Here is a 23,554-nt window from a genome sequence, read left to right on the forward strand (position 1 = left end):
AAAATCTTTGCGCTCTGATTAAATTTTTATTTACATTAGAACGCAGGATATATAAACCTTGTCACAATAATAATGTTCAGGAAAATAGTTATTATTTCACTAATTATCAGCTTGTTAACTGGTTTTTCAGCTAGTTCCCAAACGCTGGTAAAAAAGTTTATTTCAATAGGGGCATCGGCTAATTTGAACGGCAATGTGCTTTTTGCGGCTGATGATGGCGTACATGGTATTGAACTATGGAAAACTGATGGTACCGGTGGTGGCAGCGCTATGGTGAAAGATATTAATCCAGGTCGGAGTGCATCAAACGTCGCCTCATTATTTGCTTTTAATAATAAAGTTTATTTTTCGGCTACTGACGGTATCCACGGTGTTGAGTTATGGCAGAGCGACGGCACGGCCAGCGGTACTATAATGATAAAAGACATAAACCCCTCGTTAAGAGCCGGCAGTCAGCCTGAAGCATTTTTCATTTTTAAGGGATCGCTATATTTTACTGCATCAGAAAACGACAGTTCAAATAATGGTATTTGGAAAACAGATGGTACCACAGCAGGCACAGTTAAGGTGTACAGCAATAATGCCTATATCTCGCAACTTATAATTGTCGGGAATTACACATACTTTAGTCAAAATTATAAGTTATGGCGAACAGATGGTAGCCAGGGAAATGCTCATCAAATTAATGTAGATGAATATTACCGGGTTGATAAACTGTTAAATGCCGGGAATAAACTTTACTTTGTTACCAGTAACGATCTTAACGATAACGATCCCCGCGTGTATGTTATCGACCCGGTTGATAATAAGCCTGTTTTGCTTCATTCTTTTACGTCACCAATGTACGGCAGCTCTCACGTTGATGATTTTACTGCCGCTGGCTCTAAACTTTATTTTACAGGTAATCAAACAGTCAATTTTCAGACAGATAAAAATCAGCTTTGGGTAAGCGATGGCACGGCTGCCGGTACGGTAGCTTTAAAATCATTCGACCAGGATCACTCCACAAATTATAACTTTATAACCTTTAATAATAAACTCTATTTTTTCGACGCCAACGAGCATAAATTGTGGACAAGTGATGGTACGGAAGCGGGTACTGTGAAAGTATCCGAGGCGATATCTGAAAATTCCATTTCCCCTATTATATCAGGCGGGAAAATGTATTTTATCAGCAGTGAACAAATCTGGCAATTCGATGGAACGAATGCACAAATTGCCGTGCAGCAGCCAAAAAGCCCGAAAACTATATTTGATGCCAATGGTGGTCTTTATTTTACCGTGTTTGATTCGATTGCAAATACTTACGACTTATGGAGCAGCGTATCCACACCGCAAATATCGGTTTCCATAAACCACAATGCCGCGCCTAACGGAGGAAACGTCGACTTTACTTCGCAGGCGAATAGTACCGTTGTTGAATTGGTGGCTATAACTAACAACGGGCAAAAGGACTTGATTTTTGGCGATATCAGCGTGTCCGGAGGATCTTTTTATGTTAATGGCCAGCCATCGCAAACATTAGCGGCAGGGGCATCTGCAAATTTTAACCTTATATACTCCCCGGGTAAAGAAGGGCAAACCGCCGGCACACTAGTAATAAAAAGTAATGATAACAACGGACAAAATAATTTCATTACAAATTTGAAAGGAACTGCAGCGGGTAATACCACAGGGGATTTTTTACCCCCGGACGGACTATTCAAGTCAATAACATTTGCCGACAATAATCCCAAATTTTCGTTAAGCAACACTTCAATAGACGGAAGCTCGGCACTTAACACAACCGTGGGCACATTCAATTTAAACGGCGGGACTTCCGGGTATCAGTTTCAACTTGTTAGTGGAGCTGGCAGTGATGATAATAAAAGTTTTAAGATAGAAGCAGGATCACTTAAAACTGCATCTACCTTTAATTTTGCATCTCAAAATACATTTTCTATACGTATAAAGGCTGTAAGCGCTACAGCATCGGTTGAAAAAAACTTTGTCATAAAATTAACCAATGCATCCTTCAACCCCGCTGCGGCCGTTTGCACCCCAACATTCAATGATCTTGGCAATAACATCGCCGATGCTGTATACGCAGGGGCGCGTATAGTAGCTGTTACGGATGCCGGCAAAATTTTAACCTCTGACGATAACGGAAATACATGGAAGATTATTAACACTGGTACATATACAGCTGCGAAATTTGTAAAATTTCCGGATCCTAAAACAGGCTATATTTTAGGCACAAATAACAATGCCATGATGAAAACCGATGATGGCGGCAATACCTGGTTTTCTATTACTTCGCCGGCTGCTGCGTATCCAGGGTTAAACAATATGTATTTCCATTCAGCAAATGTGGGATATACATTCGGCAGTACAGGTATTTTTAAAACCTTAGATGGTGGCAAAAGCTGGTCGAAATCGGCTTACAATCCTACTGGCGAGTTATATTCAGCATGGTTTTTAGATGAAAATAATGGATTTATTTGTGGAGCAGCACACACGCTTATTCATACAACAGATGGCGGCAATACCTGGCAAAATATTCCACTGGATTTTCTGGAGTCCACCAGGAGATTAACAGATATAACTTTCGTAAACGCCACAATCGGGTATATAATAGACAATCATGGCGAGCTTCTAGAGACGACAAACGGCGGCCAATCGTGGAATATAGCCAGTAATATTGGCATACCTGTATCGTTTTTTCGGTTATACTTTGTGAATACAACTACCGGGTATTGTTTTGGCGGGCTTTCGTCACAGGTAATTTATAAAACAACAGATGGCGGCCTAACATGGAACAATGAAAACATAGTTGTGGCCGGATCGGCGGGTGGCATTGCGATTAACAAAACGGGAGATAAGTTCTGCGCTGTGGGTAGCAATAATACCATATACCTGAAAAGTGGAAGCGGACCATGGACGCAACGATCAAATCTGGCACCGCAAGGCACCGTTGATGGCAATCTTTTCGCGTCGGGTGCGGGGTATGTCTTTGCCTACCAGAGCTTAAAAACAATAGATGGCGGCATTACATGGAAGGATATGAATATACCTTTTTATCCGGACCAGGTTGTAGCCGGCCAGTTTATAACTGTTGATGTAGGCTATTATGCAAGTGGCAATAATCTTTTTAAAACTGTAAACGGTGGCCAAACCTGGGTTAAAAGCAACACCGACAGCAACAATCCAATTAGGAGAATATATATTTTTGATTCCCAGGAAGGGTTTTACTATACTGATTATGATTCCTTCAGGACAACAGACGGAGGTGTTACATGGGAAAAAATCTCTCTCCCATCTATGAACGGATATCGATCGGCAATAAGTTTTGCCGATGCAAGCACTGGTTTCACCGCCAGCGGCTATCTTTTTAAAAGTAATGATAGAGGTACCACGTGGACTAAGCAAACGGTGGGCGAAGGTGAATATATTACGGTAGTTAATTTTGCCAATGCGCAGGTTGGGCTTGCTGCCTGTGCAAATGGCCTCATTTTCCGCACGACTGATGGTGGTAACACCTGGACGAAGATTCTTACGCAATTTTCACAACCTGTTTCGGCCCTGAAATTTGCAAACAATAACACTGCCTACTTAATGATTGGAGGCGAATTTTACCAAACAAAGGACGGCGGCATAACCTGGCAACTGATAGTGCAATTTACCAGGACCCCATCTTTTTTTTCTGTAAACGATGGAGTGTTATTTACGAGTAATTATTCGATTGATTTATTCGCTAAGTTCAGTGATGCCGATTCTGCGCCTGCAAGTGCAGGTTATATAACCGGTGATACCACCGTGGTGGCCTCGGCAAAAAACACGTATTCGATACCACCTATCGATAATACCTATTATAGATGGACGACATCCGGCGCCGCTGATATTGACTACCAGAATAATACTGCGCTTATATCCTGGAAAACAGCAGGTAAATATACACTAAAGGTAACCCCTTACAACGGCTGCGCTGATGGCGGGGCGCGAACGATAAACATCGATGTTTTAGCGGTACCAGATCCTGTAGTTACGGGCCCGGACACGGTGAATGAGCATGCGATAGATGCACTTTATTCTACACTAGTTCAACCTAATACGACCTACACATGGTCAGGTACAAATGCCACGTCGGTTACCCCCTTAGATAACCAGGTAACTGTAAACTGGGGAGACCCTGGCCCGGGTAAAATTACGGTTACAGAAGTCAATTCAACATTAAATATTAAGAAATCTGCAACTCTAAACGTAGCGATTATAAAAGGCAGTTTTACTTTACCTGAAAATAATTTCACCGTTAAAATAAATGGCGTTACTTGTAAAGGCAGCAACAATGGAATAATAACCATTAAGGCGCAACAGGCGCTTAATTACACAGTAGCTGTAACGGGCCCGTCTGGATTCAATAAAAATTATTCATTTACCGATAGCCTTAAGGTTGATAACCTGGTGCCGGGGACATATAATGCCTGTATTGGCATAAAGGACAGTGTAAACTTTCAGCGCTGTTATACCGCCGAAGTTACCGAGCCGAAAGACCTGGCTTTATACAGCACTATAAATGCCGATAATAAGACGCTTACTTTAAATCTTTCGGGTGCAGATAGTTATTTTATTGAACTGAATGGCAATAAGTACCAAACAAACAACACGCAGCTAAACTTGCCATTGGCTGACGGAGCCAATAAATTAAAGGTTTACTCTGACAGGCTTTGCCAGGGCGTTATAGAAAAATATATCAATCTTAATAAGATCACGTTATTCCCCGACCCATTTGTTGATAGTTTTAGTATCAACCTTGGTAGCAGCCCCGAAACAACGGTAGGGGTTGAAATAGCAAACGCGCTGGGCAGGTCACTCTATAAAAAACAATTGGTTAACAACAACGGGCAAATCAGCATTGATGCAACGGGCTTCGATAAAGGAATTTATCTTTTAAAACTGACACTCGGTCAAACATCAACCGTATTTAAAATCGCAAAAAAATGAGATCGTTACTCTATTCAATGATATTTGTAGTGATTATATCCGGCTGTGGCAGCCATAAGTCAGGCGATCCAAAGCCGTTAGCGCAACCCCCTGTCGCTGCATTATTGGTTTTCCCTGAACTGAATGCGCTCTGCATATCGGGTACCATAACGTCATCGACTGAAAGTTCAGTGCAACTGAAGTGGAACCCATCAGCCAATACAGACAGCTACGATGTGAGTATCAAAAACCTGCTTACACAATCAACTGAAACGCATAACACCACTCAAACCCAGCTAAACGTTAGCCTTTTACAAAATACGCCTTATTCGTGGCAAGTAATATCAAAATCAAACGCTAACAGTTCTACTGCAACAAGCGATTCGTGGAAATTTTACAATTCGGGTCAGGGTGTGGTGTCATATGCGCCTTTCCCGGCAGATGGTTTAACACCTGCCCTGGGTCAATTTGTGACAGTGTCGGCCAGTGGCCAAATATCATTGAGCTGGCATGGCAGCGATGCTGATAATGATATTGTTAATTACGATATCTATTTTGGAACGGATCCGAATCCGCCAGTAATTAAACAAGGTAGTTCAACAACGAGTCTGGATGGGGTTGCGGCAGCCTCTAAAACAAAATATTACTGGAAAGTCGTAACTTTTGACAGCCACGGCAATTCGTCAACTTCGGATATAGTTCAATTTAGCACCAATTGATTTTATTTAGCCGCCATCGCCTCAACTTCCAGCTTCCATTTTGGTTCGAGGAGTTGGCAACAGATAACGGTTGATGCCGGTTTATTGTCGCCCATATATTTCATCCGCAATTGTACATTGACCTCATCGTACGATGGGTCGGCCAAATAAGTGCGGATGGAAACAACGTTTTCATAGCCCATTCCTGCTGATTTTAATATAGTGCCAATATACTGCCAGATAATTTCGCCCTGTTCTTCAAAACTATCGGGCATGGTTTGCCCGTCGGCCAAATAACCATTTAGCCCGCTTATTATCAGTAGGCTCGAATCGCCTTTTACTTCAACGGCGTGGCTATAGCTTCTGTATGGCGGAAATACGCCTTCGGGATTGTGTTTTATAACGGGCATGTTACTCTATTTTAAATCAAATGTGGGTTGCATTTTCTTAAACAACAACGAAAACAACCATCCCACTAAAATTCCATACAAGGCACCACAAATAACATCTATTGGAAAATGCACCCCGACATACACCTGCGCAAAACAAATGGTGCCGGCCCATAATATCGCCCAAAGCCATATCCAGCGCCATTTTTTGTGAAACAACATAATGAGGAAAAAGGCCATAGCAAAGTGGTCGGTAGCGTGTGTTGAGGGGAAGCTGTAGCCGGTGCCGCAGCTTACGCGGACGATATCAGTTTTCGACACCACAACATCGCGGCAGGGGCGGTCGCGCTTAACTAATTGTTTTACTATGCTTGCGCTGGTAAAATCAGCAAACCCGGCCGAAAGGGCTAACAGGATGATGATGATCAATCCTTGTTTCTTATACTTATAAATACAAAAGCCGATGATAAACAGGTATAGCGGTATCCAGAATTTTGGGTTGCGCAAAAAGGGCATGATCCAGTCGAAAAACGGGTTCGCAAGGTCGTGGTTGATGAAATAAAAAAGATGCCGGTCGAGCTGAATAAGGAAATCGGGCATTGATTATTTATGGTTATATGATTAACGCGGTAAATATAATTAAATAGCCGGGGCTTAAAACTATGCGATTTTTATTATTGCTTTGGTTAAATATCTTATTTTTGCGCCACAATAATATTTACGCTTTGACATTAATAAAATCAATTTCGGGAATAAGAGGCACCATAGGCGGTGCGGTGGGCGAGGGTTTAACCCCGTTAGATATTGTAAAATTTACAGCTGCTTACGGCAGCTGGGCCGTTAGCAAAAGCGGTATCAAAAAAATTGTTATCGGCCGCGATGCACGTATATCCGGCAGCATGGTGAACAGCCTGGTGATTGGTACGCTGCAAGGTTTGGGGATCGATGTGGTTGATATCGGCCTTTCGACAACCCCAACGGTGGAAGTTGCGGTACCCGATGAAAAAGCTGCCGGCGGCATAATTTTAACCGCCAGCCATAACCCCAAACAATGGAACGCACTTAAATTGCTGAATGCCGATGGCGAATTCATTAGTGATGCCGATGGCAAAGAGGTGCTCGAAATTGCCGAAAATAGCGATTTTAAGTTTGCTGATGTAAACGATTTGGGCAAGCTTACCCTTGATGACAGCTACCTGCAAAAACATATTGATAAAGTATTGGCTTTGCCGTTGGTTGATGTTGAAGCCATTACCAAAGCCAATTTTAAAATAGCTATTGATTGCGTTAACTCAACCGGGGGAATATTTGTACCTGCTTTATTGAGGGCACTTGGCGTAAAAACAATTTTCGAATTGTACTGCGAACCCGATGGTAATTTTCCACACAACCCGGAACCGCTGCCCGAAAACTTGGTAGCGCTGTCAAAAGAAGTGTTGAACAAACGTGCCGATTTGGGTATAGCAGTCGACCCCGACGTTGACCGCCTGTGCTTTGTAAGCGAGGACGGTAATGTTTTTGGCGAGGAATATACACTGGTGGCTGTTGCCGATTATGTATTGAAAAACAAAAAAGGCAATACAGTATCAAACCTGTCATCGACCCGTGCACTGCGTGATGTTACTGAAAACGCCGGCGGCGAATACCATGCAGCTGCAGTAGGAGAGGTGAACGTGGTGAATAAAATGAAAGAAGTTAACGCGGTTATTGGCGGCGAAGGCAACGGCGGGGTAATTTACCCGGATTTGCACTACGGAAGGGATGCTTTAGTTGGCATAGCTTTATTTTTAACCCACCTGGCTAAATTTGGCAAATCGGTATCGCAACTGCGCAGTACTTATCCCGGTTATTATATCTCGAAAAATAAAATTACCCTTACACCAGGGATGGATATTGATGGACTGTTGTTAAAGGTTGAAGAAAAATACAAAAAACAACCTCACAGCACAATTGATGGACTGAAAATAGAATTTGACAAAGAATGGGTACATTTGCGCAAATCAAACACCGAGCCTATTATCCGCATTTATTCGGAAGCAGATTCCGAAACGGTGGCTAATAACATAGCCAATAAAATAATAGCCGATATAAATGAGATTTTGAAACTGAGTTAAGTTAGTCCGAAAGTCGGAAAAGTCCGGAAGTCCGAAAGAAGACAGATAATAGTTTAAGCGGATTAGTGAGGGGACAAATCACTAATTCACTAAATCATCAATTCACTAATTGCTACATGCGCGTTTATTTAGATAATGCTGCCACTACGCCGCTTGATCCTGAAGTATTAAAAGAAATGTATAAAGTTATGGAGAATACCTATGGTAATCCATCCTCCATACACGCACACGGCCGCGAGGCGCGTACTTTGATTGAACGATCGCGCAAAACAATTGCAAATTTGCTGCATACCTCGCCTGCGGAGATATTTTTCACGTCAAGTGGTACCGAAGCCGATAATACGGCCATACGCTGCGGTATAAACGACCATAACATCAAACACGCAATTACCACCCGTTTGGAGCATCATGCTGTATTACACACCATGGAAGCGCTTGAAAAGGCGGGTACAATAAAATTGAGCTTTGTTGATGTAGATAGTAAGGGTAGCGTTGATTACGACCACCTGGAAACATTGCTGAAGACTAACGAACGCAGCTTTGTATCGCTGATGCACGCAAACAACGAGATCGGTACACTATCAGACATGGAGCGCATAGGCGACCTTTGCGAGGTTTACAATGCCATATATCACTGCGATACCGTGCAAACCATGGGGCACTATGTGCATGACCTAAGTAAGCTTAAGGCCCATTTTGTGGTTTGTGCCGGGCATAAGCTGCACGGCCCGAAGGGCGTTGGCTTTTTGCATGTAAACCATCGCATTAAAATAAAACCTTTAATATACGGCGGTGCGCAGGAACGCAACATGCGCGGCGGTACCGAAAATATATACGGCATTGTAGGGCTTGCCAAAGCCCTGGAAATTGCCTACGCCGAAATGGAAGAGCACCAGCAGCATGTACAAGGTTTAAAAACCTACATGATGAACCAGCTGACAGAAAGCATCGCCGGCATAAGCTTTAATGGCGAAACCGACCCTGCTAAAAGCTTATACACGGTATTGAACGTACAGTTTCCCGAAATGGAAATGGGGGACATGTTGTTGTTTAATCTGGACATTGCGGGCATCTCGGCGTCGGGCGGCAGCGCCTGCAGCTCGGGCAGCGATATTGGCTCACACGTGCTTACTGCTATCGGTGCAAGCCCGTCAAGGCCGTCTGTAAGGTTCTCATTCTCAAAATACAGCACTAAGGACGAGGTTGATTTTACGGTAGCCAAAGTTCGCGAGCTGTGTTTGGTTAACGCTTGATTTTTCTGTTGATTTTTCGTTCAGGGTATTTAATTTGATATTTTATAAATCGTTATGGCATAGTTGTTGATTTATTTAATTACAAATTAAAACTACCATGAATTCAGATAATAAAAATTATGGAAAAGAGCAGGAACGCCCGGGTCAAGGTAACCCGAACGAAATTCCTGAAAAAAGAGAATCAGAAAACGAGCAATCCGGCTACTTGCCACAAGTAGAGCAGGAACAGCAACAAGATGGCGGTGATGCTTCGTACAGCGAACAAAATGACGTTACCCCTCCAAATCATAAAGAATTCCCTTCAGTAGGCAATGCTACAACAGATTTTAAGCCGAGCAACCACGGCCGTACAACCGGTAGGATGGTAGGCCACGAACCGGGTACAGAAGGGATATAAATCTCCCAATTTCTAACAACAAAATCAGTATTTACAAGAAAAAGGTTATCGGTATTGATAGCCTTTTTGTTGTTAAACCAATAAAAATAAAAGTTATGATAACAGATAATCAGGATCCGAAAACCAGGGAACAGGAAGAAGCCGATATGGATAATCCTACAAAACCTTTTGCGAATGCAAACGGTGAATACGCTGCCGAAATAAACAAAGGCAACCCCGATGCAAAAACCTATAAGGGCGAAGGCGGCGATGAGCCGGAAGGCCCAAATTGGGGTTTAGACAGCAAAGATGCTGATGGCGATACCAGCCAGAATGCCGGTGTTTTTAAATAGAAAAGCCAATCATTAATCGTGTCATCACAAGGCGCGACGTAGCAACTGTAGACGGTACAGGGTAGATAGTTATCCGCACCATTTACCGATTGCAGTTGCTTTTATTTTGCCACTTTAATTGGCATAAGGTCGCTCTTGCAATTTGTCTGTTAAATTGTATATCTTCATGGTGTAAACTGCATTCACAGTTTACGTTAAAGCCTTGCCATCATGAAGTCTCTCAATTTTCTCTTCAAAGTAGCTCTGTCTGCATTTTTAACTATTCCTTTTACTGCCTGGGCCATTGATACCAGGGACACCCGAATGCTCACGCAGCCGGCCATTAGCGGTAATCACGTTGCCTTTGTTTATGCAGAGGACCTTTGGATAGCCAATACCGACGGTTCACAGCCAAAACGGCTTACTGTTGATGAGGGCGTTGAGTCGAGCCCGTATTTTTCGCCTGACGGCAAGTGGATCGCCTTTAGTGCGCAATACGATGGCAATACCGATGTTTTTATTATCCCGGCAGAGGGCGGTGTTCCAAAGCGCCTTACCTGGCACCCGGGGCCCGATCAGGTACGCGGTTTTACGCCTGATGGGAAATCGGTACTTTTTGCATCCCAGCGTTCAACTTTTACAAACCGGTATGCCCAGCTCTACACAGTGCCGGTAAGCGGTGGCGCCGAAACCAAGCTCGAAATTCCCAACGCTTATCATGCAACCTTCTCGCCCGATGGTAAATGGATGGCCTATACGCCAATCCCTGATCTTTTTAAACAATGGAAGCACTACCGTGGGGGAGCAATAACAAATATTATGCTTTTTTCATTTGCCGATAAATCGGTAGTAAAAATACCACAGCCCGTAGGTGGTTGTAATGATACCCAGCCTGTCTGGCTGGGCGGTAAGATATATTTTAGAAGCGACCGGAATGGCGAATTCAATCTCTTTAGCTATGATATTGCTTCAAAGGAAATCAAGCAACTAACTTCTTATACCGATTTTCCGATACTGTATGCCAGTGGCGGTGATGGGAAGTTGATATTTGAACAGTCCGGATATTTGCACGTCTTTGATCCGGCGAATGGAAAAGCCGGCAAATTAACCATAGGCATAGCTGCCGACCTGCTGGAACTAAGGCAACGTTATGTTAAAAATGCCGGTTATATCCGCTCCGCCGATCTTTCTCCGTCGGGCTCGCGCGTGGCTTTTGATTACAGGGGCGACATTATTACTGTGCCTGCGGACAAAGGCGATTATCATAATCTGACTCAAACCACGGGTGCGCATGAAAAATTTCCGGCCTGGTCGCCTGATGGAAAATCTATCGCGTATTTTTCAGATGCTATGGGCGAATACCAATTGTATATCAGGCAACAGGACGGCAAAGCCGAACCGCGCGTAATTAAATTGGATGGCGCCGGGTTTTACTCAAGTATTAAGTGGTCGCCTGACAGTAAAAAGCTGAACTTTACCGACAACAGCCGAAGCCTGTATTTGCTGGATGTGGCATCCGGCGCCATTATCAAAGTTGATTCTGATGAATTATATACGCCGGGTCCATTTCGTGATATGTCAGCAAACTGGTCGCCCGATAGCAAATGGATCGCTTATGATAAAATTACCGCCACACAATTTAAACGATCATATATTTACTCCCTGGCACAACAAAAATCCTTCCCGGTTACAGACGGTTTAAGCGATGCTTCAGAACCTACGTTCGACAGGGCGGGCAAATTCCTTTACTTTTTTTCATCAACAGACGCCGGGCCGGTGATCAACTGGTTCGATCAGTCAAATATAGATTTTCATAAAACTGCTTCTATTTACCTGGTTACGCTGCAAAAAGAAACTGTTTCGCCCTTTGCGAAGGAGAATGACGAAGAAACAGCAAAGGCTGAGGACAAAAAAGAAACAAAACCGGATGATAAAAACACTAAGCCCGCTACTGAGAACAAAGACATCAGGATTGACTGGGAGGGCCTTCAAAACAGGATCGTTGATCTCCCGGTTAAGGCCGGCAATTATTCGCAGCTATCTGTTGATAATAGTGGTAATGTATTGTATGTGAGCTACCCGGATGACGGGGCGGGCACCCTGCATAAATTTGATTTCAAGAAGCGTAGTGATAGCGAGGTTTTGGAACTAAATGGGTATGGGCTAAGCGCCGATGGAAAAAAAATGCTCTATAGTAAGGACAATACCTATTTTGTAGCTGCCGCCGGTGAAAAGCCTGAGCCCGGAAAGGGGATGGTTAACATGAGCGATGTGCAGGTAAAAATAGACCCTCCAGCCGAATGGGCAAACATGTTTGATGAAGCCTGGCGCGTTAACCGCGATTATTTTTACGATCCCGGGATGCATGGCGTCAACTGGCTGGCCATCAAAAAGAAATATGCGGTTTTTTTACCCGATCTGTCCTGTCGTAGCGACTTGAATAGTGTGTTTCAGTGGATGTTTAGCGAACTGTCTGTGGGGCACCACTTTATAACAAATGGCGGCGACCGGATGTTCACGTCAAAGCCTGTAAGCGGCGGTTTGCTTGGCGCGGATTATATCGTTATGAATGATAAATACCAGTTTAAAAAGATTTACGGCGGCCTTAACTGGAACCCTAATATGCGCTCGCCGCTTACCGAGCCGGGCGTAAATATAAAAGCAGGTGAATACTTATTAGCGGTAAATGGGGTAGAGGTTAAGGGAACTGAAAATATTTACAGCTATTTTGAAAATACTGCCGGCAAGATAGTAGAGCTGACTGTGGGGCCTAATCCCAATAATTCAGCATCGCGGGTAGTTAAAGTAGTGCCGGTTGATAACGAATATGCACTTCGCAACCGCGACTGGGTAGAAGGTAACCTGCGTAAAGTTACCGAAGCAACCAACGGACAGGTAGCCTATGTTTATGTGCCTAACACCGCGAATGAGGGACATGATTATTTTAAACGGTATTTTTATCCGCAGGCAAACCGCAAAGCCATTATTGTTGATGAACGCTTTAACGGCGGCGGCAGCCTGGCCGATTATTACATTAACCTGTTATTAAACCCCTACCAGGCTAACTGGCACATGCGGTATGGTTTGGATCTGAAATCGCCTACGGCATCCATACAAGGGCCAAAAGTGATGATAACCGACGAAACAGCCGGCTCGGGTGGTGATATGCTGCCGTGGATGTTCCGCAAGTTTAAGGTAGGTACGCTGGTTGGCAAACGTACCTGGGGCGGTCTTGTCGGTATTTTGGGTTTTCCTGAATTTATTGACGGAGGCACTGTTACTGCGCCTAACGTAGGTATATGGACCAAGGACGGTTTTATAGTTGAAAACGTTGGCGTCGCCCCTGACATCGAAGTGGAGCAAACTCCGGCTGATGTTATTGCAGGCAGAGACCCGCAATTAGAAAAAGCTATTGAGGTTGCGTTAAAACAACTGAAAGACAACCCGCAGGTTGACCCGGTGAGACCACCATTCCCGGTAAAAATTAAAAATTAAAATCGGCGTTGTGTCAAAACAAAACAGGCCCCAACTAACATCGGGGCCTGTTTTATTATATGTTGAAAGCTTTTAGCTCAATTGCTCATCATCTTCATAAACGAAGACAACTTATCTTTCATTTCCCTGCGGTCGACAATAAAGTCAAGAAATCCGTGTTCCTGCACAAATTCAGCAGTCTGGAAACCTTTTGGCAAATCTTTTTTAATAGTTTCCTTTATTACGCGCGGACCGGCAAAGCCAATCAGTGAACCAGGTTCGGCAATGTTAATATCGCCCAGCATGGCGTACGATGCGGTAACACCGCCTGTAGTTGGGTCAGTTAACAAAGATATATAAGGGATTTTAGCCTGTGACAGTAACGCAAGCTTTGCAGATGTTTTAGCCATCTGCATTAGTGAAAATGCAGCTTCCATCATCCTTGCACCGCCCGATTTCGAAATCATCAGGAACGGAATTTTATGTTCGATGCTATAATCGATAGAGCGGGCAATTTTTTCACCTACAACCGAGCCCATCGAGCCACCTATGAAGTTAAAATCCATACAGGCAATAACCAGTGGCTGATCGCCCATTTTACCCATACCGGCACGTATGGCGTCTTTTAACCCCGTCTTAGCGCGGGTCTCTTTCAACCTGTCGGTATATTTTTTAGTGTCCTCGAAGTGCAGCGGGTCGCCCGATACCAGGTCGGGGAACAATTCAGTAAACTCGTTATTGTCAAAAAGTATGGAGAAGTATTCTTTTGAACCTATGCGCAGGTGATAACCGCAGTAGTGACAAACATATTGGTTTTCAACCTGTTCGGAGTAGTGGAGGGGCTTTTTACATTGGGGGCATTTGTTCCAGATTCCATCGGGGGTTTCCTTCTTTTCCTCAGTGGTCGTAATTATCCCTTTGATTTCACGTTTAAACCAGGCCATATCTATATCTAACTCTTTCAATTGACTGCAAAGTAACGAAATATTTTTTGAGATATGAGGGGTTAGATTTGAGATATGAGATTTGAGACGTGATATTTAAGATTAGCCAAAAAAACCTGTTAATACGCTGTTTTGGTTAATTGCTTGATAATTAAGAATTTGCCGATAATTTTTACCGAATTAGGTTAACACTGTTAACACCCTTTCGCAATCCTGTAATGGGCGGTCCCATTGCCAAAATCAAAATTTAATTAGCCTTTAAATAGCTGTTTTTGACAGATATATAATTAACAACTGTTTATTCAAAAAAATGCAAAATATTCCATTTGTTTTGTAGACTATTATCTAAAAGCCTAACTTCGAGGCCCAATTAAAAGTTAAATGGATTTAAAAAATTACAAGGGCGTATTGCACGGAGACCAGGTGCAGGAGCTATTTGAAGCCGCCAAAAAACACCAATTTGCGTTACCCGCTGTAAACGTAATCGGCACCAACACTATTAACGCTGTTATGGAAACAGCTAAAGCCGTAAACTCGCCGGTTATTATCCAGTTGTCGAACGGCGGGGCGCAGTTTTATGCGGGTAAATCGCTTGATAACTCGAAGTTGCAGGCCTGTATTCTCGGCGCTGTATCTGCTGCAAAGCACGTGCATTTATTAGCAGAGCATTACGGAATTGCTGTAATATTGCATACCGACCATGCCGCCATGAAATTTTTACCATGGATAGATGGATTGTTGGACCACGGCGAGAAGTTTTTTGCTGAGACCGGTACACCGCTTTTCTCATCGCACATGTTGGATTTATCTGAAGAACCTTTACACGAAAATATCGAGATATCTGCCAAATACCTTGCCCGCATGGCAAAAATGGGTATGACACTTGAGATTGAGCTTGGCGTAACCGGTGGGGAAGAAGACGGCGTTGACAACTCTGATGTTGACAGCTCACGTTTATATACCCAGCCTGAGGACGTTGCTTACTCTTACGAAGAACTATCGAAGGTTAGTCCGCGTTTTACCGTTGCAGCCGCTTTCGGTAACGTGCACGGCGTTTATAAACCAGGTAACGTTAAATTACAGCCGGTAATTTTGCACAACTCGCAGGAGTATGTTAAAAAACAATTCAATTTATCAGCAGAAAAACCTATCAACTTTGTATTCCATGGTGGTTCAGGCTCGAGCCAGGAAGAAATAAGGGAAGCAATTTCATACGGTGCCATTAAAATGAATATAGATACCGATATGCAATGGGCATATTGGGAAGGCATAAAAGACTACTACAAATCAAAAGAAGGATACCTGCAAAGCCAGATTGGCAGCCCGGATGGTGAAGATTCGCCAAACAAAAAATACTACGACCCGCGCGTATGGTTACGCAAAGGGGAAGAAAGCTTCGTTAAGAGGCTTACTGAGGCGTTCGGCGATTTGAATTGCGTCGACGTGAATAGCAAATTGTAAATACTTGTAGAGACGCGATACTTGCGTCTTTGAATACAATTACAAATAGAGACACAGATATTGTTTTTCTACTGTATAAAAAAGCGATAATGTCCACAAAACATTGTCGCTTTTTTTTGTTTTGTATCAAAACAGAACATCATGGCCAAAAAAAAGAATTTCTTCGAACGCTTTGCCAACTGGGCAACTAATGCCACCGGCAGTTCGGCTGCATTTATTATCGCGGCAAGCATTATATTAATATGGATTATTACCGGCCCGGTATTTCAGTATTCAAATACCTGGCAGTTGATAATTAATACCGGTACCACAATTATTACCTTTTTAATGGTGTTTTTAATTCAGAAATCACAGAACAAAGACTCAAAAGCCATACACCTTAAATTAAATGAACTGATAGCCTCGCACCAGGGTACAAGTAATCGTATGGTAAATATTGAAGACCTTAACGAAATTGAATTGGACCAATTGCATAAATTTTATGTACGATTAGCTACATTAGCAGAAAAAGAAAGTGACCTTACCTGCACGCATTCAATTGATGCGGCTGAAGAAAACAATAGTAATAAGCTGAATAGTGTTAAGCAACGAAAATCGTACAAAAATGCAGGCAACCATAACAGCAAGCAAAGTAACTGACCCGAAAGACCTTGAAATAGTATTTGCCATTCGCCGCGAGGTGTTTGTTGGCGAACAAAACTGCCCGCCCGAACTGGAGTGGGAATTTGAAGATGAATCCACTCATTTTTTAGCAAAAGTAAATGGCGAACCTGCCGGCGCATCCCGCTGGCGTAAAACCGATAAAGGCTATAAGCTGGAACGCTTTGCAGTGCTCCAAAAATTCCGAGGCTTCGGGGTAGGGCAGGAACTTGTTAAAACAGTTTTGGCTGATTTGCCCGCAGATGCTACCTATATTTACCTGCACGCCCAAATACAAGCGGTAAGCTTATATGAAAAATTTGGTTTTGAAAAGATAGGGCCGGAGTTCGAAGAAGCGGGGATAAGGCATTATAAGATGGTGAGGAAACACTAAACCTCTTTTGTTAAATAAAAATGTTTCCCGCATATTCCATCGCCTCCCTGAATTTACCCATATCGAGCCCTGTAGGCTCATTTTGCGCCTGGAGGTAGCCAATTAAGTTTTCGGTAGCAATGTTACCTGTGAGGTCATCTGCGGCCATGGGGCAGCCGCCGTAGCCTTTTATCGTGGTGTCAAACATTCTACAACCGGCTTTATATGCCGCAGTAATTTTCTCCGACCAAGTATTTGGTGTTGAATGCAGGTGCAGGCCAAACGTTATGTTGATAAACCTCTCACTTAAGGCCTTAAATACCGTTGAAATCTGTTCTGATGAAGCGATGCCAATTGTATCAGCTATATAAATATCAAAAATCCCAGCCGATATAATATTGTCCACTTCTGCCACCAAAAGGTCGATATTCCACGGATCCCCGTACGGATTTCCGAACCCCATTGACATATAAGCACGAACCTTTTTGTTATTTCTTTCGCACAAATCGTAAATGTTTTCCAAAGTTTCGAAAGATTTTGCTATTCCCGAATTTGTGTTTCTTTGTTGAAATGTTTCGGAAATTGAATAGGGAAAGCCCAGGTAGGTAATTTCAGGATGCTTTACTGCATCTTCGGCACCCCTGTAATTGGCTATAATGGCTAATAGCTTTGACCTGTTGGTGCTTAAATCAAGTTTAGCTAACAATTCTGCTGTATCGCGCATTTGCGGTATGGCTTTTGGCGATACGAAGCTGCCGAAGTCAATTGTATCAAACCCAACCTGGAGCAGTAAGTTAATATAGGTTGCTTTTTTATCGGTTGGGATAAAGTCATGCAGGCCCTGCATAGCGTCACGAGGACATTCGGTTATTTTTACGGGGGAATTTGTCAAGGTTAGTCAGGTTTTGATACTTGTTTGTGTTTATTGGCCAGCGACTCTCCCCTGAACTGGCGGATAATCAGCCTGCTGCCGCCGTTAAAGCTAATGTAGCTGCCAATCCAGTTAACAAATACAATTACTTTATTGCGGAAGCCTAACAGCGAAATCAAATGTACAAACATCCAAACCAACCAGGCAAAAAATCCCTGGAATTTTATCTTGCCTAAATCGGCTACTGCTTTGTTGCGGCCAATGGTAGCCAGCGAGCCTTTGTCGTTATACTTAAAAGTTTCGGTTGGCTCGCCGTTAATGGTTTGCATAATCGTTTTGGCAACAAACTTACCCATTTGAATAGCCACCTGCGCTACACCGGGATGGCCTTTCGGCGTATCGTCTGTTATCATGGCAGCTACATCGCCTATAGCAAAAATGTTTTGCGTGCCGGCTACGCGGCAGCTGCTATCCACTCTGATCCTGTTTCCCCGTTCTATAATGTCTTTATTAATGCCCGCCGGTACCTCGCCCATAACCCCGGCCGACCATATTACATTTTTGGTTCGAATGGTTTTGCCTCCTTCAAATTTTATCTCGTCGCCGTCGTAGCTTTCAACTTTTACATTCAGCAGCACTTCAACCCCCATGTGAGTTAAGAACTGGCGCGCTTTTTTTGATGCTTCATCCGAAAAAGGGCCGAGGACCTTTGGCATAAAATCGACGAGATAAACCTTCATGTCCTCTTTTTTCAATTCGGGATAATCTTTACAAAGGATATGGTTGCGTATTTCGGCCAGTGCGCCGGCAAGCTCAACGCCGGTAGGACCGGCGCCCACCAATACAAAGGTCAAAAGCGGCTCCTTTTCAGTCTTTGTGGCCAGCAAAGTGCCTTCTTCCAGGTTTTGCAATATCAGGTAGCGAAGGTTCAACGCTTCGGGTATTGATTTCATTGGCATCGCAAACTTTTCGATATCCTTATTACCGAAAAAGTTGGTGGTTGAGCCGGTAGCTATTACCAGGTAATCGTAGTCAATTTCGCCAATAGAAGTTTCAATAGTATTTTTTTCGGGATTTACTTTCGATACCTCGGCTATACTAAAACGAAAGTTTTTTTGCCCGGAGAAATTTTTGCGCAACGAAAAAGCAATTGATTCAGCCTCTAAACTACCGGTCGCCACCTGGTACAGCAGCGGTTGAAAGGTGTGGTAATTATGCTTATCCAGCATTAATACTTCCACCGGTTTATCTTCAAGATTACCGGCAACCTGCAAGCCGCCAAAACCGCCGCCTACAATTACTACTTTCGGAAATTTTGCTTTATCCTTTGTGTCCATAACGAAACTGCTTTTAACTTTTAATGAAACAAAAAAGGCCCCAAATGTTCTTTGGGGCCTTTTGAATATTTGTGAATTTTACTTATCTCAGATCTTTCTTCCCAAAGTCGATGATTACCGGTGTTGCCACGCAGATTGACGAGTAGGTACCAAAACATACCCCGATCAACAATGCGAACGAGAACCCGCGGATAACATCGCCACCGAAGATGAACAACACCAGCAATATCATTATTACTGTTAAAGCGGTGATAATTGTACGGCTTAACGTATTGTTAATCGCATCATTAATAACTGCTTTAGGGTCATCAGTTTTTGCATGGTGCAGGCTCAGGAACTCGCGGATACGGTCAAATACCACTACCGTATCGTTGATTGAGTAACCGATTACTGTTAATATCGCCGCTATAAACGACTGGTCGATATCGAGTGAGAACGGCAACACATCCTTAAATAACGAGAAGAAAGCCAATACCATCAACGCATCGTGAGCGGTTGCAACCATCGCACCCAAACTAAATTGCCATTTGCGGAAACGGATGAGTATGTAGGTTGAGATAATGATAATGGCGAAAATTACCGTTAATAACGCCGATTTCTTCAAACCATTCGCTATGGTTGGGTCAACTTTTTGACTGCCACCAATATTAGCTGCTGTTATCTTTGTTTTGGGGTTTGTGCCAAGTGCTTTTATAAGGGCAGCCTGTACTTTTTGGTCGGTACCGCGTGCCGTGTCATTAATCAAATATTTGGTGGTTATACTTAACCGGTCGGTTCCAAAGGTTTTTACCTCGTTACCTTCCCCTAAATATTTGTCAACTATATGCCTTACGTCTTCTGTAGAAACGTTCGGGCTATTGAACTTCACCTGGTAATTATGGCCGCCCACAAAATCAACGCCGTAATTAAATCCCTGTGTCGCCATTGAAATTAAACCGGCAACAATAAATATACCCGAGAAGATATAGAATTTGAATCGGTTTTTAACAAAAGCATAGTTTGCGTTTTTAAAAGTATGCGAGCTCCATGGATTCGAGAATTTGATATCCCATCCTTTTTCAAGCATCCACTCAAATATTAATCTTGATATCAACAGTGAACAGAATAATGAAGTTATGATACCTATCATTAAAGTGATGGCAAAACCCTGGATAGGGCCGGTACCGAACACATATAATATTGCACCTGTTAAGAAGGTACTGATGTTTGAATCGAGAATGGATGATAATGCGTGTTTAAAACCATCTGCAACGGCAATTCGTAACGATTTACCAAGAGCCAATTCTTCACGCACACGTTCGTAAATCAGTACGTTTGCATCCACCGATATGCCCAGGATCAACACTATACCTGCTACACCCGGCATGGTCAGCACCGCACCGATACTGGTCAGCACACCCATCAGGAAGAATATATTGATGATAACCGCAACTACTGCAACCGTTCCTGCACGGTTATAATAAGCAATCATAAACACCAGCACCACCAGCAAACCTACAAGGCTCGATATTAAACCCGCGTTGATGGCTTCCTGACCTAAAGATGGACCTACGACAGTTCTGGCAACAATGTGCGCAGGTGCAGGTAAGCGACCGGCTTTTAACACGTTAGCCAAATCTTTTGCTTCGTCGATAGTAAAGCTACCTGAGATTGTAGAAACGCCGCCAGGTATAGGGTTGTCTACACGTGGTGCTGAATAAACGTTGTCGTCAAGCACGATGGCTATGGACTGGTGGTTTTGCGGATCGGCACAAGCTTCGGTAGTTATCTGGCTCCATTTTTGGGCACCATCCGAGTTCATTACCATTACCACTTCATTACTTCCTTTTTGGTCAACGTCGTAACGTGCATCGTTAATAACATCGCCCGCAAGCGCAGGGCTGTTTCCGGCGCCTACTAACCTTATAGCAAATAGTTCGAATGTTTTTGTTTTATCCAATGGTTTTACCGACCAAAGAAGCCTCATAGACTGAGGGATGGCAGCCTTAACCTCAGGAATGCGCAGGTACCTGTTAACCGCTGCAGTGTCCTTTAACTCAGCACGGCCCACTACAGGCCCGGGGGCATATTGAATCTGCCCGTTTTGCCCCTGGTAAACCAGTGGCTTTAACACGGCAAAAAGAGGATCGGCGTTTTGCGTGTTTTTAGCCAGCGCCGAAGTATCGCCCTTAGCATTGCTTTTTTGAACTTTGTTCAGCAATGATAGCGAACCTTTGTTTTTTGCAGTATCCGTTTTTGCGGCAGTAGCAGGTGCTTTGCTATTCGCAGCAATCGGGTTAGCAGGTTTAACTTCGGCCGGTTTGGCGGCAGTTTTCGAGGTATCTTTCTTTTCGGCTTTTAGTTTTGCAGCGATAATGCCGTTTATGTTGTTAATTACCGGGAACACCTGGCTGTTGCTATAAGTTTGGTAAAACTCAAGCTTTGCAGTACCCGATAATAATTTACTTACACGTTCAGGGTCTTTAATGCCCGGGAGTTCAATTAAAATACGGTCAGAGTTTTTTGGGCGCTGTATGTTTGCATTGGCCACGCCAAACGCGTCGATACGTGTATTAAGGATGGTATACGATTGAGTTATCGCCGTGCTGGCCTGTTCATGCAGGTAGCTCTCAACTTCGCTATTGGTGGCGTTAAACTTAATGTGGTCCTGGTTATCCTTGGTTGCAAATATTGCTGCCAGCTTTCCGCTCGGGTTAAGCTTTTCGTATTCGTTAACAAACAAGGTAATGTAATCCTGCTGGCTGTTTACCTGGTCGGCAGTGGCGGCGGCCAAAGCCTGGTTAAACACAACATCTTTGTTATCGTTCGATAATTTCTTAACAAGGTCGATCAGCGAAATTTGCATAGTTACGCTCATACCGCCCTCGAGGTCCAAACCTAAGGCAATCTTCCTTTGTTTTACATACTGATAATCGTGTTTGAATAACGGATATACCGGCTGTGTAGCAATTGAATCCAGATAAAACGTTCTCTTTGTTGAATCGCCCTTTGAAAATACCTCCGCGTCCTGCTCAACTTTGTGAGCAACCCATGTAAATGAAAGCTGGTATATACATACGACAGCCAGCACTATGGCGAAAAATTTAACAACCCCTTTACCTTGCATTGTGAATTAAAATATGTAATTAATTAGTTTATAAGCATTTTAAATAAGACGGCAAATCTAATAAAATTTCCTAAGCATGGAATTTTTAATTTAAAAGAGTAGGTGGGGAATGGAGATTAGCGCCTTGAGATTAGAAATTAGGTTTTTTATCGATTGATAATGAGTGTTTTAACGAAATTAAAATTGTTTATTTTTTTAGAACAAAATGGCTGCTTTCTTGTTTTTTTTGCCCTGGCGATCGTTAAACTACTCTCTGATCACCAGTCTCTAATCACTAAACGTGCTCGTAGGTGATGAACGAATATGGCAATGAATTTTTCTCATCAGGCTGATGGTCTTCGCGCGAAACTTGCAGCCAATCTGTCTTTTTAATTTCAGGAAAAAAGCTGTCTCCCTCGAATTGTTTATGCACAACGGTCAGGTAAATACGGTCAGTTAAATGCAGGGACTGTTTGTAGATCTCGGCGCCGCCAACGATAAATACCTCCCGCTCGGTCCTGCATAGTTCGAGGGCTGCTTTTATTGAGTTTACAACTTCGCAGCCTTCAATTTGGATATCCTGGCGTGTTATAATAATGTTACGGCGGTTTGGCAGCGGCTTACCAACCGACTCATAAGTTTTACGGCCCATTATAACGGTATGGCCGCTGGTTATTGCCTTAAAGTGTTTTAAGTCGTTGGGGAGGTACCATAATAATTTATTGTCTTTCCCGATGGCGCGGTTTTCGGATATGGCTACTACTATGGATATGGTCATTGGGTCGTTGGGTCATTAAGTCATTAAGTCATTGGGTCATTAAGTCATTTTATGATGACAGTTAATCACTTTTACCTTTCCCAATGAATTTGATGTAAATATTGAGTTTTAAATGTATGGTTTCTAATTGCTGAAGTAATAACTGGTAATTCTCGTCGTCCAACAAATCTCTCGTTTTTGCTTTTTTTAACCAGCCTTTTGTTTCTATAATAGATCCCCGGCTAAAATAACAGAAGTTTTTGTTTTCTTTATAATGAAACCTTCCAAATCCTTCGGCAATATTGGCACTTATAGAATCAGCGGAACGTACTATTTGTTTTCCAACAGTGTCTTTTGCAAAGAATTCCCATTTTGTGGCGATAAACCAAATTTTGTCTGAAAAGGCTTCAGCTAAATTATAAACTTCAATGTCTTCAATTCTATTACTCATTTATTTGTGATAATGCAACTAGCAAACCATACCAATGACCT

18 protein-coding genes are annotated in these 23,554 nt (G+C 43.1%); 10 read left to right on the plus strand and 8 right to left on the minus strand.

Features of this window, described 5'->3' with window-relative positions; all coding sequences use genetic code 11:
• Nucleotides 1-72 precede the first annotated feature (72 nt).
• Both NAF19_RS17605 and NAF19_RS17610 read left to right on the plus strand, forming a co-directional pair.
• Nucleotides 73-4,980 (plus strand): YCF48-related protein, encoded by a 4,908-nt coding sequence (locus NAF19_RS17605; protein ID WP_252791576.1) that lies wholly within the window; start codon nucleotides 73-75, stop codon nucleotides 4,978-4,980.
• Nucleotides 4,977-5,678: a fibronectin type III domain-containing protein gene (locus NAF19_RS17610; protein ID WP_252791578.1), complete on the plus strand. Its 702-nt coding sequence runs from the start codon at nucleotides 4,977-4,979 to the stop codon at nucleotides 5,676-5,678. The genes NAF19_RS17605 and NAF19_RS17610 overlap by 4 nt, the downstream gene beginning before the upstream one ends.
• A gap of 2 nt (nucleotides 5,679-5,680) precedes the next feature.
• On the opposite strand, the gene NAF19_RS17615 is transcribed toward NAF19_RS17610, so the two are convergent.
• Nucleotides 5,681-6,067, minus strand: coding sequence for a RidA family protein (locus NAF19_RS17615; protein ID WP_252791580.1), 387 nt, complete (start codon nucleotides 6,065-6,067; stop codon nucleotides 5,681-5,683).
• Between the two features lie 6 nt (nucleotides 6,068-6,073).
• Complete coding sequence (locus NAF19_RS17620) at nucleotides 6,074-6,646, minus strand: phosphatase PAP2 family protein (protein WP_252791583.1); 573 nt, start codon at nucleotides 6,644-6,646, stop codon at nucleotides 6,074-6,076.
• Between the two features lie 125 nt (nucleotides 6,647-6,771).
• Here NAF19_RS17620 and glmM point away from each other — a divergent pair, with 125 nt between their 5' ends.
• From glmM to NAF19_RS17645, 5 genes are all read left to right on the plus strand, one after another.
• On the plus strand, nucleotides 6,772-8,160 hold the full coding sequence (gene glmM, locus NAF19_RS17625) for a phosphoglucosamine mutase (protein WP_252791585.1): 1,389 nt from the start codon (nucleotides 6,772-6,774) through the stop codon (nucleotides 8,158-8,160).
• Between the two features lie 116 nt (nucleotides 8,161-8,276).
• Nucleotides 8,277-9,413, plus strand: a complete 1,137-nt coding sequence (locus tag NAF19_RS17630; RefSeq protein ID WP_252791587.1) for a cysteine desulfurase family protein — start codon at nucleotides 8,277-8,279, stop codon at nucleotides 9,411-9,413.
• Between the two features lie 97 nt (nucleotides 9,414-9,510).
• Nucleotides 9,511-9,810 carry a hypothetical protein gene (locus tag NAF19_RS17635; protein ID WP_252791589.1) on the plus strand — a complete coding sequence of 100 codons (300 nt, stop codon included), beginning with the start codon at nucleotides 9,511-9,513 and terminating at the stop codon, nucleotides 9,808-9,810.
• A 95-nt stretch (nucleotides 9,811-9,905) separates the two neighbouring features.
• Nucleotides 9,906-10,142, plus strand: a complete 237-nt coding sequence (locus NAF19_RS17640) for a hypothetical protein (protein WP_252791591.1) — start codon at nucleotides 9,906-9,908, stop codon at nucleotides 10,140-10,142.
• A gap of 210 nt (nucleotides 10,143-10,352) precedes the next feature.
• On the plus strand, nucleotides 10,353-13,616 hold the full coding sequence (locus tag NAF19_RS17645; RefSeq protein WP_252791592.1) for a S41 family peptidase: 3,264 nt from the start codon (nucleotides 10,353-10,355) through the stop codon (nucleotides 13,614-13,616).
• A 77-nt stretch (nucleotides 13,617-13,693) separates the two neighbouring features.
• Here the strand turns inward: NAF19_RS17645 and accD are convergent, their stop codons facing one another.
• Complete coding sequence (gene accD, locus NAF19_RS17650) at nucleotides 13,694-14,539, minus strand: acetyl-CoA carboxylase, carboxyltransferase subunit beta (protein ID WP_252791728.1); 846 nt, start codon at nucleotides 14,537-14,539, stop codon at nucleotides 13,694-13,696.
• Between the two features lie 381 nt (nucleotides 14,540-14,920).
• Here accD and fbaA point away from each other — a divergent pair, with 381 nt between their 5' ends.
• The 3 genes from fbaA to NAF19_RS17665 all read left to right on the plus strand — a co-directional run bounded on the left by fbaA (nucleotide 14,921) and on the right by NAF19_RS17665 (nucleotide 17,033).
• The gene (fbaA, locus tag NAF19_RS17655) at nucleotides 14,921-16,000 is read left to right on the plus strand and encodes a class II fructose-bisphosphate aldolase (protein ID WP_252791594.1); all 1,080 of its coding nucleotides are present in this window, start codon (nucleotides 14,921-14,923) and stop codon (nucleotides 15,998-16,000) included.
• 141 nt (nucleotides 16,001-16,141) lie between these two features.
• The gene (locus tag NAF19_RS17660) at nucleotides 16,142-16,639 is read left to right on the plus strand and encodes a low affinity iron permease family protein (RefSeq protein ID WP_252791596.1); all 498 of its coding nucleotides are present in this window, start codon (nucleotides 16,142-16,144) and stop codon (nucleotides 16,637-16,639) included.
• Nucleotides 16,605-17,033 carry a GNAT family N-acetyltransferase gene (locus NAF19_RS17665; protein ID WP_252791601.1) on the plus strand — a complete coding sequence of 143 codons (429 nt, stop codon included), beginning with the start codon at nucleotides 16,605-16,607 and terminating at the stop codon, nucleotides 17,031-17,033. The genes NAF19_RS17660 and NAF19_RS17665 overlap by 35 nt, the downstream gene beginning before the upstream one ends.
• A gap of 10 nt (nucleotides 17,034-17,043) precedes the next feature.
• Here NAF19_RS17665 and NAF19_RS17670 read toward each other — a convergent pair whose 3' ends face one another.
• The 5 genes from NAF19_RS17670 to NAF19_RS17690 all read right to left on the minus strand — a co-directional run bounded on the left by NAF19_RS17670 (nucleotide 17,044) and on the right by NAF19_RS17690 (nucleotide 23,513).
• Nucleotides 17,044-17,904 carry a hydroxymethylglutaryl-CoA lyase gene (locus tag NAF19_RS17670; RefSeq protein WP_252791603.1) on the minus strand — a complete coding sequence of 287 codons (861 nt, stop codon included), beginning with the start codon at nucleotides 17,902-17,904 and terminating at the stop codon, nucleotides 17,044-17,046.
• A 2-nt stretch (nucleotides 17,905-17,906) separates the two neighbouring features.
• Complete coding sequence (locus NAF19_RS17675; RefSeq protein ID WP_252791605.1) at nucleotides 17,907-19,220, minus strand: NAD(P)/FAD-dependent oxidoreductase; 1,314 nt, start codon at nucleotides 19,218-19,220, stop codon at nucleotides 17,907-17,909.
• A gap of 82 nt (nucleotides 19,221-19,302) precedes the next feature.
• Nucleotides 19,303-22,326 carry a protein translocase subunit SecDF gene (secDF, locus tag NAF19_RS17680; protein WP_252791607.1) on the minus strand — a complete coding sequence of 1,008 codons (3,024 nt, stop codon included), beginning with the start codon at nucleotides 22,324-22,326 and terminating at the stop codon, nucleotides 19,303-19,305.
• Between the two features lie 274 nt (nucleotides 22,327-22,600).
• Entirely contained in the window at nucleotides 22,601-23,083 is a 483-nt protein-coding gene (locus NAF19_RS17685; RefSeq protein WP_252791608.1) for a dihydrofolate reductase, read from the minus strand.
• Between the two features lie 61 nt (nucleotides 23,084-23,144).
• The gene (locus tag NAF19_RS17690) at nucleotides 23,145-23,513 is read right to left on the minus strand and encodes a four helix bundle protein (protein ID WP_252791610.1); all 369 of its coding nucleotides are present in this window, start codon (nucleotides 23,511-23,513) and stop codon (nucleotides 23,145-23,147) included.
• Nucleotides 23,514-23,554: the final 41 nt, after the last annotated feature.

The sequence above is a fragment of the Mucilaginibacter flavidus genome (assembly GCF_024055575.1).
GTDB lineage: Bacteria > Bacteroidota > Bacteroidia > Sphingobacteriales > Sphingobacteriaceae > Mucilaginibacter > Mucilaginibacter flavidus.

Bases quoted from the DNA above. Each gene is read 5' to 3' on its own strand.
- NAF19_RS17645 (WP_252791592.1), top strand. From the start codon at position 10,353: ATGAAGTCTCTCAATTTTCTCTTCAAAGTAGCTCTGTCTGCATTTTTA.
- NAF19_RS17640 (WP_252791591.1), top strand. From the start codon at position 9,906: ATGATAACAGATAATCAGGATCCGAAAACCAGGGAACAGGAAGAAGCC.
- NAF19_RS17615 (WP_252791580.1), bottom strand. From the start codon at position 6,067: ATGCCCGTTATAAAACACAATCCCGAAGGCGTATTTCCGCCATACAGA.
- NAF19_RS17665 (WP_252791601.1), top strand. From the start codon at position 16,605: ATGCAGGCAACCATAACAGCAAGCAAAGTAACTGACCCGAAAGACCTT.
- NAF19_RS17660 (WP_252791596.1), top strand. From the start codon at position 16,142: ATGGCCAAAAAAAAGAATTTCTTCGAACGCTTTGCCAACTGGGCAACT.
- secDF (WP_252791607.1), bottom strand. From the start codon at position 22,326: ATGCAAGGTAAAGGGGTTGTTAAATTTTTCGCCATAGTGCTGGCTGTC.
- accD (WP_252791728.1), bottom strand. From the start codon at position 14,539: ATGGCCTGGTTTAAACGTGAAATCAAAGGGATAATTACGACCACTGAG.
- fbaA (WP_252791594.1), top strand. From the start codon at position 14,921: ATGGATTTAAAAAATTACAAGGGCGTATTGCACGGAGACCAGGTGCAG.
- NAF19_RS17675 (WP_252791605.1), bottom strand. From the start codon at position 19,220: ATGGACACAAAGGATAAAGCAAAATTTCCGAAAGTAGTAATTGTAGGC.
- NAF19_RS17620 (WP_252791583.1), bottom strand. From the start codon at position 6,646: ATGCCCGATTTCCTTATTCAGCTCGACCGGCATCTTTTTTATTTCATC.
- NAF19_RS17610 (WP_252791578.1), top strand. From the start codon at position 4,977: ATGAGATCGTTACTCTATTCAATGATATTTGTAGTGATTATATCCGGC.
- NAF19_RS17635 (WP_252791589.1), top strand. From the start codon at position 9,511: ATGAATTCAGATAATAAAAATTATGGAAAAGAGCAGGAACGCCCGGGT.
- NAF19_RS17685 (WP_252791608.1), bottom strand. From the start codon at position 23,083: ATGACCATATCCATAGTAGTAGCCATATCCGAAAACCGCGCCATCGGG.
- NAF19_RS17605 (WP_252791576.1), top strand. From the start codon at position 73: ATGTTCAGGAAAATAGTTATTATTTCACTAATTATCAGCTTGTTAACT.
- NAF19_RS17630 (WP_252791587.1), top strand. From the start codon at position 8,277: ATGCGCGTTTATTTAGATAATGCTGCCACTACGCCGCTTGATCCTGAA.
- NAF19_RS17690 (WP_252791610.1), bottom strand. From the start codon at position 23,513: ATGAGTAATAGAATTGAAGACATTGAAGTTTATAATTTAGCTGAAGCC.